9 protein-coding genes are annotated in these 18,692 nt (G+C 46.0%); 5 read left to right on the plus strand and 4 right to left on the minus strand.

Annotation, left to right across the window (positions count from 1 at the left end; translation table 11 throughout):
- Positions 1 to 70: 70 nt before the first annotated feature.
- Both FEM55_RS13225 and FEM55_RS13230 read left to right on the plus strand, forming a co-directional pair.
- On the plus strand, positions 71 to 4,252 hold the full coding sequence (locus FEM55_RS13225; RefSeq protein ID WP_138281846.1) for a CheR family methyltransferase: 4,182 nt from the start codon (positions 71 to 73) through the stop codon (positions 4,250 to 4,252).
- 134 nt (positions 4,253 to 4,386) lie between these two features.
- Complete coding sequence (locus FEM55_RS13230; RefSeq protein WP_138281847.1) at positions 4,387 to 5,631, plus strand: MFS transporter; 1,245 nt, start codon at positions 4,387 to 4,389, stop codon at positions 5,629 to 5,631.
- A gap of 100 nt (positions 5,632 to 5,731) precedes the next feature.
- On the opposite strand, the gene FEM55_RS13235 is transcribed toward FEM55_RS13230, so the two are convergent.
- Positions 5,732 to 8,140, minus strand: a complete 2,409-nt coding sequence (locus tag FEM55_RS13235) for an ABC transporter permease (RefSeq protein ID WP_138281848.1) — start codon at positions 8,138 to 8,140, stop codon at positions 5,732 to 5,734.
- Between the two features lie 365 nt (positions 8,141 to 8,505).
- On the opposite strand from FEM55_RS13235, the gene FEM55_RS13240 reads away from it, so the two are divergent.
- From FEM55_RS13240 to FEM55_RS13250, 3 genes are all read left to right on the plus strand, one after another.
- Positions 8,506 to 9,990, plus strand: coding sequence for a glycine--tRNA ligase (locus tag FEM55_RS13240; RefSeq protein ID WP_138281849.1), 1,485 nt, complete (start codon positions 8,506 to 8,508; stop codon positions 9,988 to 9,990).
- Between the two features lie 152 nt (positions 9,991 to 10,142).
- Positions 10,143 to 11,624: a nicotinate phosphoribosyltransferase gene (locus FEM55_RS13245; RefSeq protein ID WP_138281850.1), complete on the plus strand. Its 1,482-nt coding sequence runs from the start codon at positions 10,143 to 10,145 to the stop codon at positions 11,622 to 11,624.
- Positions 11,625 to 11,631: 7 nt separating this feature from the next.
- Positions 11,632 to 11,874 carry a DUF3820 family protein gene (locus tag FEM55_RS13250; protein ID WP_138281851.1) on the plus strand — a complete coding sequence of 81 codons (243 nt, stop codon included), beginning with the start codon at positions 11,632 to 11,634 and terminating at the stop codon, positions 11,872 to 11,874.
- A gap of 1 nt (position 11,875) precedes the next feature.
- Here the strand turns inward: FEM55_RS13250 and FEM55_RS13255 are convergent, their stop codons facing one another.
- The 3 genes from FEM55_RS13255 to FEM55_RS13265 form a co-directional block, all read right to left on the minus strand.
- A complete protein-coding gene (locus tag FEM55_RS13255) occupies positions 11,876 to 14,686 on the minus strand; it encodes a M16 family metallopeptidase (RefSeq protein WP_138281852.1) in 2,811 nt (936 codons plus the stop codon).
- 90 nt (positions 14,687 to 14,776) lie between these two features.
- Positions 14,777 to 15,499, minus strand: a complete 723-nt coding sequence (locus FEM55_RS13260; RefSeq protein WP_138281853.1) for a lipocalin-like domain-containing protein — start codon at positions 15,497 to 15,499, stop codon at positions 14,777 to 14,779.
- 121 nt (positions 15,500 to 15,620) lie between these two features.
- Positions 15,621 to 18,590, minus strand: a complete 2,970-nt coding sequence (locus tag FEM55_RS13265) for a DNA polymerase III subunit alpha (protein ID WP_138281854.1) — start codon at positions 18,588 to 18,590, stop codon at positions 15,621 to 15,623.
- Positions 18,591 to 18,692: the final 102 nt, after the last annotated feature.

Consider the following 18,692-nt stretch of genomic DNA (forward strand, 5'->3'; position numbering starts at 1 on the left):
TTAAATAGTCCATCCCTTTTGGCAATACACATATGCTGCTGGTGATTTTTTAAGTTTTAGTTAGTAAACAATGTCAGAGAATAAAAACAAGCTTAAAAAAAAACAATCCGGCCAAATACCTGGTTTTATTGTTGCCATCGGCGGTTCGACAGGAGCACTGGAAGCGTTGACGCAGATTCTGGAACTGCTTTCCACCACAACCGGACTTGCATTTATCTATATACAGCATGCTTTTACGGAGCATGAAACCCGGCTGGAAACTACGCTGGATACGCTTACGTCCATGCCTGTGCTGAAAGCTGCCGAAGGGCTCAGGATTCTGCCGGATCATTTCTATATTGTTTATCCGGATTCCGGGCTGGAAGCAGTTGACGGGAAATTTGTGCTGGTTAACAGCAACTTGCCGTCTGAATCATATATGCCGGTTGACAGCTTTTTTATATCTTTATCTGAACATCAGAAAGACGGTATTATCGGCATTGTGCTATCCGGGATCGGAAGCGACGGCACACTGGGCCTTAAAGCAATCAAGTCGGCGGGCGGCATAACGATTGTACAGGACGAAAGTGCCAAATTCCAAAGTATGCCGATGTCTGCAATTTCCGAGGAAGTTGTGGACCTGATCCTTTCTCCCAAAGAAATTGCCATAGAATTACAAAGGCTAAGCAAGAATTCGGCCATTTTCAGGTCATTCGAGTTTAACGAAGAGCAGCAGGAGGCTGTTGATAAAGATCTTGTCCTGATTCTCAGATATCTTAAAAAATCACTCGGGGTAGATTTTGAAAATTATAAGATCACAACAATCAGAAGACGGATTATAAGACGCATGCTGCTTTTCAAGCTGGAAACCTTTGCAAGTTATCTCCAGTACCTGAAACTGCATGCCTCGGAAGCTAACCTGCTTTACGGCGACCTGCTGATCAATGTAACCAATTTTTTCCGGGATACAGATACAATGGCGTACCTGAAAGATGAGCTGGTGCCGAAAATCATAGACAACAAGAGCCCTGGAGAAGCGATCAGGATATGGGTCGCAGGATGCTCCACCGGTCAGGAAGCATATTCGCTGGCAATCATCTTTCTGGAAGTAATCGGAACCCGGGCGGCAAACATTCATATTTTTGCAAGTGACCTCAGCGAAGCAGCCATCGCAAAGGCAAGGCTGGGCATTTACTCAGCAAGCGAAGTACAGGATATCTCGGCGGGACGGCTTGAACGTTTTTTTGTAAAAGTGGACGGTACTTACCGGATTAACAAAGCAGTTCGTGACCTTTGCGTATTTGCGCCGCATAACCTGCTGAAAGATCCTCCCTTTTCAAGGCTTGATCTGGTAAGTTGCCGCAATGTTTTGATTTATTTTGACAATCAGTTACAGCAGCAGGCTTTGAAAAGCTTTCATTATGCGCTGAATCCGGAAGGACATTTGCTGCTGGGAAAATCGGAAGGAGCAAGCAGCGTTGCTTCCCTGTTTACCCAGACAGACAAAAATCACAAGGTTTTTACACGCAGAAACGGTTATTCTGCCAAAATCCTTTATGATGTCGGTTCTTATACAAATGAAGCCAAACTACCCCAGATGCCACAAAAAAGGCCAGTATCGGGTAACTCACCCGTAACTACAATCGATCTTGAACAAATCATTGACGACCTGCTGCTGACCCGTTATGTTCCGGCGAGCGTTGTCGTGGATCAGGATCTGGAAATTATACAACTGCGCGGTTCCACCGGACTTTTTCTTGAACCTTCGCCGGGCAAACCAAGTTTCAATCTGGCCCGGATGGCAAGGCCTGTGCTGGTTCTGGAACTACGGAATCTGGTTCATAAAGCCCGGAAAACAGGCCTGCCGGTTTCCCGGTCGGGACTGGAAATTCAGGTAAACGGCCAGACACATTACGTGAAAATTGAAGCCGTTCCAGTAAAGGGTCCTGCTGATCAGCTGCTTTGCCTTGTTCTTTTTCAGGAAATAATCCCTGAAAAACCTGCCTCGCTGCCTTACTCGGAAGCCGGTAGCCAGCGTATCAGGGAACTGGAAGAGCAGCTTGCCGCTCTACGGGAAGACATGCATTCCATTATTGAAGAGCACGAGGCTACGAACGAGGAGCTTCAGTCGGCCAATGAAGAAATTGTGAGCAGCAATGAGGAACTTCAGAGTATCAATGAAGAGCTGGAAACGAGCAAGGAAGAGATAGAATCCACGAATGAAGAGCTGCTGACGATCAATCAGGAACTTCAGGTCCGCAACGATCAGCTTACCGAGGCTTACGGCTATTCGGAGGCCATTCTGAATACCATTCATGAAGCTACGCTGGTACTTGACAAAAACTTGCGGATCAAAGTCGCCAACAAGGCGTTTCATAAAATTTTCCGTATCCCGGAGCAGAATATCCGCGGAATGATGCTTTACGAGCTGGGCCAGCGACAATGGGATATTTCGGTATTACGGCAAATGCTCTCGAATGTCATCGTCAACGATGCCATCATCAATTCTTTTGAGGTTAGTCTTGCCTTTGAAGGTGTAGGAGATAAAATCATGCTGCTGCATGCACGTAAAGTGGTGCAACATCAGCGTCAGCAGGCAATTTTGCTCGTTATGGAAGATATTACCGAGCACCGCCGGGCTCAGAAATTGTTGCAGGAACGGCAAACGTGGTTTGTAAACCTGATCAACGATGCTCCGACACTGATCTGGGTTTCAAAATCCAGCGGCGAGATCAGCTTTCTGAACAAAGCATGGCAGGAGTTTACGGGTAACCAATCGGAAATGGATATCATCAAGCACATTCATCCCGAAGATCAGGAAAATTATCTTGCCCGTTATTCACAGGCTTTTCTCGCGCGCAAGCCCCTGAATTTTGAATACCGCCTGCTGCGTGCAGACGGCGCTTACCGCTGGATGCTTGAAAATGCCAAACCGATGTTTGACAGTAACAATGCATTTACCGGCTACATCGGAAACTGCGTGGAAGTTCATCTGCAGAAAATGATGACGCAGGAACTGAACCGGCATGTGGACCAGCGCACACGGGAACTTCAGCATGTCAACACTGAACTTGAGAATGCCAATTACAAACTGACTGAAACTGCGGAAAGTCTTCAGGCCGTGCTGGACAGTTCGCCTGCATCCATCGGATTTTTCAAAACGCTTTTCAGCGATTCGAATAAAGTTGAAGACTTCAAGCTTCTGATCTATAATCACAAGTTCCGGAAGTATTTCCCTGAATTAAGCAACGGTACCGAGTACAAAATGGCGTCTGACCTTTATTCTGCCTTTGAGCTTGAGAAAATGAAGCATGTTGCACTGACTGCAACCAACCATTATGAAGAAAAACTGCAGGAAAACGGCAAATGGCTCGGCATTTCCATTACCAAACACGATTCTGGAGTCGTTGTCACGCAGCTTAACATTACGGCTATAAAGGAGTCGGAAAAGAAGCAGTATGAACTGATACAGCAGCTGGAAGGAGCTGGGCAGACGCTGGCTGCACTCGAAAGCATGCGCCAGTATGTGCGGGACCGCGGGGAATTCCTTCGCTCCACTTCGCATGATCTGAGAGGAAGCTTCGGTATCATTGTAGGTGCCGCCAGCCTGCTGAATATGATTGATGTGGAAGAAGACCGCAGCAAAACGCTTGATATGCTGCAGCGCAGCCTGAAGCAGGTTACTTACATGATTAACCAGCTTCTGGATTATTCACGGCTGGAATCCGGGCAGGAGGAATTGCAGATCGTATCATTCGATGTTTCGGAGCTGTTTACCGAATTATGTGAAACTTCATTTGCAATGGCACAGCACAAGAAACTGTTGCTGCCGTATTCCGGGCCGCAGGGCATGAAGATTGAAGGCGATGTGGTCAAAATCCGCCGCATAGCACAGAACCTGATTTTAAATGCAATCAAATACACCAGTCAGGGCGAAGTAAAAATAAGCTGGGGAAATGAAGAGGACGGAGAAGAACAGCGCTGGTTTTTGATGGTTCAGGATACCGGGCCGGGCATTCCGGATGAACTGATCAGCAAACTCAACGACTCTGAACTGAAAGCAGACCATAACAAGGCAGACGGAACAAAAACGGAAGTTTCCCAGCATTCGGGTGGGGAAGGCATTGGCCTGTTTATTGTTAAAAAGCTTGTCAACATGCTCCATGCCCATATGCACATTGAAAGCCATCCTGAAAGAGGGACGATGTTCAGGGTTTCTTTTCCAGCTTCATATCCTTTTCTGGATTCCGGAATAATGCCCGCCGGTATATAAGCAGGTTGTTGTTTTGAATGGTATTCTGTAAATAACTAAATTGATTTTATTAATAAACTTCCTGATTTTTCCGGACAAACAGAACATAAATCATTGCCAAACTTGTTACTCCGGAGAACACCACAATCCATAAGTTGAAAACAGTAACTTCACAAGATCCATACGCAGCGCTCCGCTATTCTGATTTCCGGTTTTATATTTCCAATACTTTTCTGTTTTCGGCAAGTATTCTTATTCAGGAAGTAATTGTTGCGTATGAACTGTATAAAATGACACATGACCCGCTTGCCCTGGGACTGATCGGGCTTGCCGAGGTTATTCCATTTATCATTACTTCCCTTTTCGGAGGTTATATTGCCGATCAGAAAAATAAAATAACGATCATGCATATCAGTCTGGTTGTTATTCTGCTGGGTTCTGTGATTTTGTACACTGCTTTTCAGCCCGGAATTTACAACATGCTGTCTCAGTCGCAGCATCTGGTTGTAATTTATTCGGTTTTTGCTTTGATAGGCTTTGCAAAAGGATTTTATTCTCCTGCCTCCAGTTCGCTGAAACCCTTTCTGGTACCACGGGCTATTTACCACAATTCTTCTACATGGAGCAGTTCATTCTGGCAGGCGGGCTCCATAACCGGGCCGGCAATTGCAGGTTTTTTGTATGCTTATATGGGTCTTACCAATACGCTGCTGCTGGTTATCGCCAATTTTGTTGTCTGCTGGATATTGCTGGGCATGATCAAAACGCGGCCTGAACTGGCAAAAATATCCCAGCCGATCCTCGAAAGTCTTAAAGAAGGATTTCGGTTCGTATTCCGGACCAGAATCGTCCTTTATGCCATTTCGCTTGATCTGTTTTCGGTGCTTTTCGGCGGCGTAGTGGCCATTTTACCGGTATTTGCAGAAGACATTCTGAAAGTAGGGCCCGAAGGACTTGGTTTGCTGCGGGCAGCACCTTCCATTGGTTCGCTGCTCACGATGTTTGCCATGGCGTACTTTCCGCCCACGCACAATGCCTGGCGGAACATGCTGATTGCGGTTGCGGGATTTGGCGTATTCACGATTGTTTTTGCACTTTCCACCAACTTTCTGCTGTCATGCGCGGCGCTTTTTGCCACCGGTGTTTTCGATAGTGTGAGTGTAATTGTCCGGCAGACAATCCTTCAGATTTATCCGCCGGATGAAATGCGCGGACGGGTTGCGGCAGTTAACGGCATGTTTGTAAGCTCTTCCAATGAGCTGGGCGCTTTTGAATCCGGTGCCATGGCCAAAGCGTTCGGTACGGTTCCTTCTGTGATGATCGGCGGCATTGTTACCATTGTTGTCGTTTCATGGATTTACCTGAATTCCAAAGATCTGTTTTCGATAAGGCTGAGTTAAAGCATTTGGTAAGTCAATGACATCGTGCAAGAACGTGTGAGGACACACGTTCCATGCAGCTTGCTAAAAAGTACGGTCACAAAGTCTCAAGTTAAACCTTTTACTCCGTTTTAAGGGACTTCACAGGGTTCATTAAAGCAGCCTTGTAAGTCTGCATGCAAACGATCAGGCTGATGATCATCCCGAAAAACATTCCTGTCCACACAAAAGTAGAAATGCCAATATCAATGCGGTAAGCATAATTCTGAAGCCATTTGCTCATGATGATGTAAATAAGCGGAAACGATACAGCAATGGCAAATAAAAGAACAAGCAGAAATTCCTTGAGGAACAGTGCCACAATACTGATTCCCGTTGCGCCCAGAACCTTACGTATCCCGACTTCCCGTGTGCGCCGGGCAACATTCAGCGAAACCATTCCCAGAACGCCAAGCAATACGATGAGAACTGAAAGAATTGTAGCAAGCTGCGACGCTTTTTTCAGCTGAACTTCCGATTGATAAAGTTTCTGAAGCGTGTCGTCCATGAAAATGTATTCAAACGGCGCATCCGGCATGAGTTCCCGCCATTTTTGTTCAATAGCAGCTATGGATTTGCCTAAATCTGAAGGATTCAGCCGGAAAGTAAGGTATCTGTAAGCGCCGCTATTGCGCACATGAATTATAGCCAGTGGCTTGATAACCTTGTGCATGGATTCAAAATGAAAATTATGAATGACACCTTTGATTGACAGCGGTTTTGGGAAATAATGTACCCTGATCTGACGGCCAACTGCTTCATCCGCGCTTTTGTACCCTAGTACTTTCAGCGCTGCTTCATTAAAAATGATTTTATCCGTATAAAAAGATTCGCCCTGGCCGGATTGAAAGTACTTTCCCGCAATCATTTTTAAACCGTACGTATCGGCATATTTTTCATCTGTTGCAAGAAACTGCGTATGAACAGCTTTCGTAGAATCCTGGCCTGTTTTGTAAATGCCGTAATGTCCGCCGTTGTTGCCATTCGGGATTTCGTAGGACAAACTGACCTGCTTTACTTCTTTAAGCCGTGAAAATTCATTTCTGACCGATTCCATTCTGGTCAGACCTTCCGGCGTCCAATCGCGTGGAACAGCCAGAGAAACCAGTGATTCTTTCTGATAACCCAGATCTTTGCTGAAAAAGAAATTCACTTGCTGCGATACAACGGCAGCACCGGCAAAAACAAACAGCGCCGTTATGAATTGTGAAGCAACAAGCAGCCTTCGGAACAGGATATTTTCTTTCAATGATTTCAGCTTTCCTTTCATGGAATCAAGCGAAGGAACGCCGGAAAGCACAAAAGCCGGATAAATGCCAGCCAGCAAGCCGACGAGCAAAGCACTTGCAACCGGTATGAAGATGGAGTAAGGAAATAAATGAACCAATGAATCCAGCGGTTTTCCCAACAGGTTTCCGAATAATGTCCGGAATGCTTCATAGCAGGCAACAGACAGGATTACAGAACAAAATGCAAGTAAAACGGACTCGGCAAGAAATTGCCCGACAAGCTGTCGTTTAAGGCTTCCCAGTACTTTCCGGACACCAATTTCTTTTAACCTCGAAGAGGATTTACCGATAGAAATATTGACAAAATTGACGATGGCCATCAGCAAAATAAAAGCGGTAACTCCGGAAAGCGTCAAGATCATTTTTCTGACCAGACCGTCATTGGCCTCGCGATAGTAATCCGTCAGTGAAGTTAAATAGACCTGCAGATCAGCTTTTATATTTTCAGGTGCATGCGTCTCCAGTATTTGTGCAAGCGGTTTATTCAGTTTTTCCTTTTTTATGCCATCGCGGAGTTCTACATATGTGATCATGAACGGATTTTGCCAGTTGTTTTCTGAGCCTTTCCTTCCTTCCAGACTGCTGAGCGGTATGAATAGCTCTGCCTGATTTTGTAATAAACGGCTTACCGAATTGTTGGAAAGCGTTTTCAGGACCGCCGAAACTTCATATTCCTGTTTTCCGCCAACGAAGTTATGCAGTGTAAGTGTTTCACCTACGGCATTGGTTTTCCCAAAGTATTTCAATGCTTTGTCTTCTGTAATAACGATGGCATTGGGCTTGCTCAGTGCGGAGCCTGCATTGCCTTCAGCAAGCGGAAAGCCGTACATGGAAAGCAGTGTGGAATCGCCTGTCTGTACTTCTTCGCGAAAATGTCTGTCGCCTTTGGAAACGGCCACGGTAATAGCATCATAACGGTAATAATTGGCGACCAGATCCGGATATTCTTCTTTGAGCGTTTTGCCAAGAGGTCCAAGTGTGGCTATGTCAATCCCCATATCCGGGTTTTTCCATTTGCTTCGGACAATGTACTGGTTTTCAATGTTCCTTAAATCCCGGTTGACGTTCAATTCACCCCATATGTAGCTCATGATGAGAAAGCTGAATGTCATTCCGACCGACAGGCCGAAGATGGTCACAAACGAGTAAAACCTGCGTTTCAGGATATTTCGCCAGGCGATTTTGAAATAATTTTTAAGCATGTGTAACGGAGATCATTTGGGTGAGTAAGGCAAAACTAGCCCAAATGCGCTTTCAGAAAATACCGCAGATCCTGGTTTAACTATTTTTAACCTTTTACCCGATCTGCCGGATTGTTGCTGGATATCAGGAAGTCTGAAGTCGAACGGCATCGTGCAAAAACGTGTGAGGACACACGTTCACCCGTTCCATGCAGGTTTGCTTCATACCAGCAGCAAATTGATGCGGATCATTTATCATGAATTTCAATCCTCACAGGCAAAATTTAAGCATATCAATGTTCCATGCCGTCAAAATTCCTATTTTTGCCAAATTCATGATTTTAATGGATTTACAGTCGTTTTCAATAGATTTTTAAACAAACAGAATGAATCAAGCACCTGCTACTTCTTTACAAGACATTGTTGGGCATGCCAAAGAATATGGCTTTGTATTCCCTTCTTCTGAAATATATGATGGACTGCAAGCCGTTTATGATTACGGGCAAAATGGTGTTGAGCTGAAAAACAACCTGAAAGCAGCCTGGTGGAAAGCAATGACGCAGCTTCATGACAACATTGTCGGCATTGATGCGGCTATTTTCATGCATCCGCTGACCTGGAAGGCTTCCGGCCACGTGGACGGGTTCAATGATCCGATGATCGACAACAAGGATTCCAAGAAAAGGTACCGTGCGGATCAGTTGCTGGAAGGAAAAGCCGAACAGTATGAAGCAGAAGGGCAGTCTGAAAAAGCAAAGGCACTGCTTGCCGAAATGGGACGGCTGCTGAGCGCCGAAGATCTGGCAGGCGTTCGCGAACTGATCATTTCTGAAAATATCAAATGCCCGGTTTCCGGTACGACCAACTGGACGGAAGTCCGTCAGTTTAACCTCATGTTCAGCACGCAGGTTGGTTCCGTAGCCGAAGATTCAAGTCTTATATACCTGCGTCCGGAAACGGCGCAGGGCATTTTTGTGAATTTCCTGAACGTGCAGAAAAGCGGAAGAATGAAGATTCCGTTCGGTATCGCGCAGATCGGAAAAGCGTTCCGGAACGAGATTGTGGCGCGTCAGTTTACGTTTCGTATGCGGGAATTCGAACAGATGGAAATGCAGTTTTTCATCCGCCCCGGCACCGAAATGGAATGGTATGAAAAGTGGAAAGAAGCCCGCATGAAATTCCATAAAGCCGTTGGCCTGCCCGCTGAAAAGCTGAAATTCCACGATCACGAAAAACTGGCGCATTACGCCAATGCAGCCGTGGATATTGAATATGAGTTCCCGTTCGGCTTCCGCGAAATTGAAGGAATCCATTCCAGAACCGATTTTGACCTGAGAAATCATCAGGAACTTTCCAAAAAGAAGCAGCAGTATTTTGATTCGGACCTGGATGAAAACGGCAAGCCTTACGGTAATTATATTCCTTATGTCGTTGAAACTTCCGTAGGTGCAGACCGCCTTTTTCTGGCCGCCTTCTGCAATGCCTATACCGTCGAAACAGTAGGCGAGGGCGACAGTCTGAAAGAGCGTACATATCTGAAGCTGCATCCAGCTTTGGCACCGTTCAAAGTAGCCGTGCTTCCGCTGGTTAAAAAAGACGGACTTGCTGAAAAAGCGCAGGCTATTGCCAATTCGCTGAAATCGTCATTCCGCACGACGTATGACGACGGTGCTGCCATCGGAAAGCGTTATACGCGTCAGGACCTGATCGGAACGCCGTTCTGCATTGCCGTGGATTATCAGACGATGGAAGACGAAACCGTTACCATCCGTCACCGGGATACCATGGAACAGGAACGTGTGGCCATCAGCGAGCTGAAAGAAAAAATCGGTTACCAGGTTGCTATCGAAAGAATCCTTGAAGCGATCTGATTTATAAAGGTTTTTTGTAAAGTAATAAATGATCCGAATGATTCATAATCAGCATTTTAGTAAATAAATTTTTCGGAAGTGTAAAATTCCTGATTGTAAATGATCAGGAATTTTTTTTAAATAGGTCTTTGGTATAAACAGTAAACAGAAAAATGATCAACAAACTATACGGCACTTCACTGAGCCTGCTCACCGATCTGTACCAGCTCACGATGGCTTATGGCTACTGGAAAGCAGGCAAGGCGGAACAGGAAGCGGTGTTTAACCTTTACTTCAGAAAACATCCTTTTCAGGGCGGCTTTACGATTGCATGCGGATTAAACAGCGTTATTGATTATCTGAATGAATACAAATTCCAAAAAGAAGATCTGGAATATATCGGTTCGCTGACGGGCAGCGACGGAAAAAAGCTGTTCGAGCCAGGATTTCTGACTTATCTGGAATCCATGGAATTCCAATGTAGTATAGATGCCATTCCGGAAGGAACCGTTGTCTTTCCAAATGAGCCGCTGCTGAGAGTTCAGGGCCCGATCCTGCAATGCCAGCTGCTGGAAACGCCTTTGCTGAACCTGATCAATTTTCAATCTTTGATCGCTACAAAAGCAGCCCGCATGCGCCTGGTTGCCAAAAACGATGCCTTGCTGGAATTTGGCTTGCGGCGTGCGCAAGGTCCGGATGGCGGCGTTACGGCAAGCCGCGCGGCATATATTGGCGGTTTTGATGCTACGTCTAACGTGCTGGCGGGAAAACTTTATGACATACCCGTCAAAGGAACGCATGCGCATAGCTGGGTCATGTCGTTTGACAGCGAACTGGAATCCTTTGAAACCTACGCCGAACACATGCCCAACAATGTAACGCTGCTTGTGGACACGTACGATTCGCTTCAGGGTGTCCGGAATGCCATAAAAGTCGGGCATCAGCTTCGCGAACGTGGTTATGAACTCGGCGGTATCCGGCTGGATTCCGGTGACCTTGCTTACCTCAGTATCGAAGCCAGAAAATTGCTGGATGAAGCCGGATTTGAAAAAACCGGCATTGTGGCCAGTAACGATCTGGACGAACATATTATGGACAGTCTTAAAAGACAGGGCGCACGCATCGGCATCTGGGGCGTTGGTACCAAGCTGATTACGGCTTATGACCAGCCTGCGCTGGGCGGCGTTTTCAAGCTTGCCGCCATCAAAAATCCGAATGGCGAATGGGATTACAAACTGAAATTGTCCGAACAGGCCATTAAGGTTTCCACGCCGGGCATTCAGCAGGTGCGCAGGTTCAGGGATTCCAAAGGTTTTGTCTCGGATATGATTTTCAATACAGAAACGGCTCTGATCGGAAAGTCGACGATGATTGACCCTTACGATTTTACCCGTAACCGCTCATTTTTCGAAACCATGCCGTATGAAGACTTGCTTGTTCCTGTGTTTGCCAAAGGTCAGCTTATCTATAATTTGCCATCAATTCACGAAACGCGTGAACGGGTAAAATCCCAGCTTGCCCACTTTCATGAAGGAACCAAAAGGTTTGTCAATCCGCATACATACCCGGTGGGTCTGGAAAAATCATTGTTTGATTTAAAGACGGATTTAATCCTTAAATTACGTGCAGACAGTGAAGCTGCAAATCAAAACTGAAACAACCATGCAAGAAATTTTATCGCCCGACTCTGAACTTCTGAAAGAACTGATTGTCTATAAAATGCCTTTTGGTAAATACAAGGATTCTCTGCTTACCGAACTGCCCATAACGTACCTCGAGTGGTTCCAGCGTCAGGGATTTCCTTCCGGCAAGCTCGGCATGATGCTGAGTACCCTTTATGAAATTCGCCTGAACGGACTGGAACATCTGTTGAAAGGACTTAAAAAGCTGCATTCAAAGTCATAAATTATTTGCTTTCCGGCATCAGCACTGCTTTAATGAAATCCGCATCCTTGAAGTATTGCTGTGCCGCAGCTTTTGTGCTGGCTTCGGTAATGGAACCAAGCAGTTTTTCCTGCTGAAGAATTTCGTTCAGGTCGTCGCCCAGATACATATTGTCGTCCAGATAATCCAGCCAGAAACTGTTTGTCTTAACGGCCGTTTCCATTTTGCGCCTTGTTTCTGCAACAAATTTTTCAATATCCTTTTTATCCGCGCCGTTCTGCCTGATTTTTTCAACTTCTTCCTGCGTGCGTTTTACCAGTTTTTCCACATTTTCCGGTGCACAGCCGAAGCTGATGCTGAAACGGTAATGTCCGGTCGGGAATTTATCCGTTCCTTCGGAAACGCTTACGCCGTAAACGCCGCTTTCTTCTTCGCGCAGCGCCTCAATGAGCTTGATCTGAAGTACTTCCTGCAATGCCTCGATCTGAATGTTGTTTTCAGGGCTGTATTCAAATTCACCGCTGGAAATCAGCGTCACGCGGCTTTTCGGTTCCAGACCTTTGTAAATCGTTTTTTCAATGCGGCCATTTGGCGGAAAAATATTCGGATGATTAAAGTTATCGTCACGTTCCGTGGAAGGAAGTGCACCGATGTATTTTTCCAGCAAAGGCTTGATTTCTTCCGTTTTGAAAGCGCCTACAATCGTAAACACAAAATCGGAAGCATCTGAAAAACGGTCTTTGTAAATCTCCAGCGCACGATTCAGGCTGACTTTGTCGATACTTTCCGGTTTCAATGGCCGGCGTTTGGGATTGTGGCTCGTCAGTATGGCATTCAGCGAATCGGAAAAGACTTTTTCAGGCGTTAACGTTTTCTGAATGTTTTCAAGATACGATTTTTGATTGGCCAATATGCCGCTTACGACGGCCGTATCCTTGCGCGGAGCGGTAAAATAGGCATAAATCAGCTGCAAAGCCGTTTCGAGATCTTTCGGGTTTGTATTTCCGGCAATACCTTCGGTAAGTTCGCTGATATACGGCCCGACGCTGGCCGTTTTTCCGGCCATAAACTTCTGCAGCTGCGTCTGGTTATACGGCCCCACACCGCCCGATTCCACAAGGTAACTGGCAAAAATGCCGGTTTCACGTTCATTCGGGAAAAGGGAATAGCCACCTTTTGCCGTGGCTTTGATCAGGATTTCGTCATTCTTGAAATCCGTTGGTTTGAGCAGCACTTTGACGCCGTTTGATAATTTAAGTTCTGCAACGTCCAGTTCAGGCAATGTTTTTTCATTGGTGACTTTGCCGGCCTTCGGCTCGGAACTGAGCAGCGGTGAATCCACAGCCTCATCCACGTACGCCGTAACGTCCTTTCCGGCAGTAGCCAGAAGTTTTCTTATTTCGGCCTCGGTCGGCAGTTCATCCTTGCTTTTTTCCGGACCCATGACGACAACCGCACGGTTTTTGTCCGTAATGTATTTCTTTGCAAGCGCATTGACTTCCGCCAGCGTAACGCCGCCAAGGTATTTTTTTACAAAGTCAAAATAGGCGTCGGCGCCCATGTAAGGTTTGTCCAGCAAAAAATGGTTCAGATATTCCTGAACATGGCTCGATGATTTCGTTTTGTCTTTTTCCTTGTAATACTGTTCTATTGCGTTCAGGAAATCTTTTTTTGCACGGTCGAGTTCCGGCTGCGTAAAACCGAACTTCTGAACCCTTGCATTTTCTTCCAGCAAGGCTGTCAGCGCAGTTTTCATGGACAGTGCATCTTTGGCCAGCGCAATGGAAGTATACGAATCCAGATTTCCCATGAAATCACCGTACTGGCTTCCTCCGTACAGAAACGGCGGGTTTGCCGTTTGCGTAAGCTCCTGAACACGTTGCCCCATCATGGCATTATATAGCTCCTGCCCAAAGTTGTCACGCACATCTTTCAGCGATTTTTCTTTTTTGTTAGGTTGTTTGTAAATGAGCTGGATCAGGTTTTGCGGATATTCCGGATCGGTTACAATGGCTACTTTCGTGGTCCCGTCCAGCGGAATATCATACCTGATTCTTTTTTTAGGGTTAACGGGCGCCGGAATGGAACTGAATTTCTGAATAATGATCGCTTCCGTTTTGGCCACGTCAAAATCCCCGACTGCGATCACCGCCATCAGGTCCGGACGGTACCAGTCTTTGTAAAACGAGCGGATGGCCTGCGGTTTGAAAACTTTCAGGATGCTGTCTTTCCCGATCGGCAGCCGCTCGGCATAGCGGGAATTGTTCAGGATCACTTTCAGGAACTGGTCACGCATTCTTTGCTGCGCGCCGCGGCCCATCCGCGATTCTTCCAGCACAACGCCTCTTTCTTTTTCGATTTCGGCAGAATCCAGCAATGCGCCATGCGCCCAGTCTTCCAGTACCTGAATGCCCTTTTCCAGCAATCCCGCAGAGTCGGTCGGGATCGGGAGCATGTATACGGTTTCATCAAATCCGGTATATGCATTCAGATCCGCACCAAAACGTACGCCGGTTTTCTGAAGAAAATTGACCAGTTCATTTTTAGGAAAATTCGTCGTGCCGTTGAAGTTCATATGCTCCATAAAATGGGCAAGTCCCTGCTGCTGATCCGTTTCCAGTACTGATCCGGCTTTTACCGCAAGGCGCAGTTCCGCACGGTTTTTAGGCTCGGCGTTTTTGCGGATGTAATAAGTGATTCCGTTTTTGAGCTTTCCGGTTTTAACATTCGGGTCAAGCGGTATTTTCCTGGCTGACAAATCCTGCGCAGAAGCAAATGGAACCGTACAGATTCCGGATACGGCAAAATATAAAGCTATAACAGCCTTTTTCATTTTTCTGATTTTAATTTAAATAGGATTCACGAGGAACGAACTAGAAATTTAAAGATTGCGATTGCACAAGAGGAAATGAATGTTTTGCCGCTACTTGCACGGAATGCCTTTAAACGGCAATCCTTTTTTAAAGCTGATTTTCGTCCGGTCCCTGAAAGCCGTTGATCCCGCTTTTTCTTCTGTTTCGCCGAAGCCTTCGGTCCATGTGCTGCTGTTTTTCAGGAAAACAACGTCGCGCGTGGAAAGCACGCCCTCGGATATGAAATGGTATTTGGCCAAAAGCGTGTCTCCACGCATTTTTCCGATGATTTTTCCCTGGTTTTTATCTTTTTCAAAAAACATGTAAACCAGATCGCCGGTTACAATGCTGTCGGCAACGTTGAGATGCATGAACGCAGAATCTTTTTTGTTGATGTAAGCAAAACATTCATAGATCTCGAAATTATTGACAACCTTTTCCACTTCTGCCGTCTTGACATACTTTACTCTTTTGCCATCCGGTTTTTCCAGGATCAAAGTGCTGTCGGCCACTGAAATAATTTTCAGTCTTTCCGTTATGCCGGAAGACTGTTTATTTTCCGGATTGCTGCCTTTTAGGATGAGCAGATCGCCTTGTTTTTCCCACTTTTCATAGTTGAGGTTTTTCATGTTTATGGATGAAGCATTGCCGTCATCTTTCAGGCTGAACCCGTATTTGTGCTGCGGCTGGCCCGGCATTTCAGTTACCCAGTTGCCCGATATGGAGCCGGATTCCTTATTGCAGGCTTGTAAAATACAGAAGAGGACAATTAAAACAGGAATGTACTTTTTCATTAGCTGTTATTATTTGGTTGAGGCGCTTCTAAAGTGATCATTTTTTACTCAACTAAAAACGGATGGGCAAGGAAAAAGTATTTCAAAACGGTTAATAAATGTTTTTTTGATCAATCCTTTGTTACCGCGTCGCAGAATCCATGCGGGAAATTTCAGTGACTTCAATGCTCAGAAATCCGAATTCCTCCACAACGGTTCCGCAGATGCGGTAAATGCCTTTCACTGAAAAATTCGACTTGGCCGCTACTTCAGGAAAATGAACGGTATCGATAAAATGCCCTTTCTGATCCAGAAATGTTCCGAACTGCATGGTTTCTCCTTTTGATGTACGCGTGTTTTTAACAGCAACCATATAGCCGTACAATGTGACTTCATCATCAATATGCAAATCCAGATCTTCGGCCATGATGCTTTTGGGCAGCGCATTTTTCAGCAGGTTGAAAGGACTGCAGAGCGGAAAACCGAGCAGTTCAATCTGGTCATAAGCATCGTCGAGCGGTGTGGAATGGAAAGTCGGCAGTTTGTAATCTTTTATTTCAGAATGGAACAATCGTTTCTGCGGCACTTTGGCAGGACTTTTGGCAAGCTGGAAATGTGCTTTCCAGAGCAGCGTTTTCTTGTTGATGCCCGTAAACCGGAATGCGTCGATGCGGATCAGAATCGTGAGCTGCTCGATGGAAAGCGGCACGCGGTCCAGAAAATTGTTCAGGGACGTAAATTCCCCTTCTGCTTCTCTCGCCTGAATGATTTTTAAAATGGTTTTTTCTTCGATTCCGTTCAGGAACTGCATGCCAATGTAAATGTCGGTACCTTCAATGACCGTTTGTGCATAGCTGTGGTTTACGCACGGCGCCAGCACACTTGCGCCCAGCATACGCGCTTCGTGCACATACAGTTCGGTTGCGTAGAAACCGCCGCCGTTATTCAGCACGGCCACCATGTATTCCAGCGGATAATATGCTTTCAGAAAAAGCGTCTGATAACTTTCCACGGCATAGGAAGCGGAATGCCCTTTGGCAAAAGCAAAACTGGCAAAGCTGGAAATCTGCATCCAGATATCCTTGGCAAGATCCTCCGAGTAGCCTCTTGCCTTGCAGTTTTTGAAAAACTTTTTCCTGACACGTTCAAATTCATCGCGCCCGCGAAATTTTCCGCTCATGCCGCGGCGCAGAATATCCGCTTCGCCCAGATCCAGACCGGCAAAGTAATGCGCAACCTTGATCACATCTTCCTGATAAACCATCACGCCGTAGGTATCTTTCATCAGTTCCAGCAGAATCGGATGTGCTTCTTTTCTTTTTTCAGGAATGCGGTGACGAAGAATGTATTCGCGCATCATGCCGCTTTTGGCAACGCCCGGACGGATAATGGAACTGGCAGCCACCAGACCGAGATAATTGTTCACTTCCAGTTTCCGCAAAAGCATGCGCATGGCAGGCGATTCAATATAAAAACAGCCGATGCATTGTGCCGCTTTGATCATATCATTGATCTTCGGGTCGGCCTTGAATTTTTTTACATCATCAATATCGAATTCAGGCGCTTCAGGGCGGTTATAGCGGATGATTTCAATGGTTTCCTTGATTTTGGCCAAACCTCGCTGCCCGAGAATATCGTATTTGTTAAGCCCGATATCTTCTGCAATGAGCATGTCAAACTGCGTGGTGGGAAAACCTTTCGGCGGCAGGTTCGTAGCAGAAAAATAGTTGATCGGCTTCTCCGAAATCAGGATTCCGCCGGCATGTATGCTCAGGTGATTAGGCTGGTTATTTTCCTGAAAATACTTTGCATACCGGATCACAAGCGTAGAAAACTGATCCAGCTTTTTCGGATCAAATTTTCCTTCGCTGAGCAGATCAATTTCATGTGCCGCAAGGCCAAATACTTTTCCAAGTTCCCGCACAGCGGCACTGTGCTGAAACGTATTGTACGTTGCCAGCAAAGCCGTGCGCCCGTTTTTCCCATAGGTATCAAAAATGTATTTGGTAACGTCTTCACGGTCTCTCCACGAAAAGTCAATGTCGAAATCCGGCGGGTTTTTCCGGTGCAGGTTTATGAAGCGTTCAAAGTACAGGTCCAGCTCAATCGGATCCACATTGGTAATATTCAGCAGGTATGCTACAATGCTGTTGGCGCCGCTTCCGCGTCCGACGTAATAGTAGCCTTTGCGGCGGGCATAGCTCACAATATCGTGATTGACCAAGAAAAAAGGCACAAAATCCTGCTTCTGGATCATTTCCAGTTCCTTGGCGATCCTGTCAAAAATCTGGTCTGTAATGTTGTCGTCGTACCGGTAACCAAGCGCCTGATAACTCAGTGTGCTGAGTCGCTGGAAATCATCTTTTTCACTTTTTCCGAATATTTTCAGGTTCTGGTTTTCACGGCTGTCCCCAAAGCTGAAATGGATCTCACATTCTTCCATCAGCTTTGCGGTGTTGTAAAGAATTCTGTCAAATTCGTTATGCGTAAAATGATATTCCAGCACTTTCCACGGCACGATCTGCTCTGTTACGTCAGCGAATTCGGAAGGCAAAAGTTTGCCGAGCATGGAATTTTCATCAATGGCCCTCAGCAAACGGTGTGCATTGAAGTCGCGCTTGTTTCGGAAGCTCAGCGGCTGCAGCACGACAAATTTGTCTGTGTATTTTTTTAATGGTGAAATCCTTATTTTATCAAGATCCTTGATCGAAACGCCGATGTATTCGTTGGGAAACAGTTTTTGCTTTTTCAGTTTGAGCAGTTTTTCAAATGGATAGATGAAAACGGCATTGGCAAGCCTCGGTGCCTGGTCCGGAAAGTCCCTCTTGCAGTGCAGATGTTCTGATAAATAGGCATTCAGTTCCTGAAACCCTGCATTGTTTCGGGCAAGTCCCACAAACTGCTGCCGTATGCCGTTCCGGAAATCAATTCCAACAATGGGTTTGATGTTGTATCTGGGCGCCATGCGGATAAAACTCAGGCAGCCGGACGTATTGTTGATGTCTGTAAGAGCAATACAGCCGTAACCGTTGTCTCTGCTCATACGAAGCAATTCTTCTTCCGGGATCATTCCGAAACGAAGGCTGAAATAAGAGTGGCAGTTGAGTAGCATGTTAGTGGGAAAAATACTGGGTACTTGCTTTTAACGTTGGCAAAAAATGATCGATAGGAATTACTTTAAAGAGTCGGGTTTGAAGATAAAACATGCCGCTTG

Source organism: Dyadobacter sediminis, assembly GCF_005860765.1.
Taxonomy (GTDB): Bacteria; Bacteroidota; Bacteroidia; order Cytophagales; family Spirosomataceae; genus Dyadobacter; species Dyadobacter sediminis.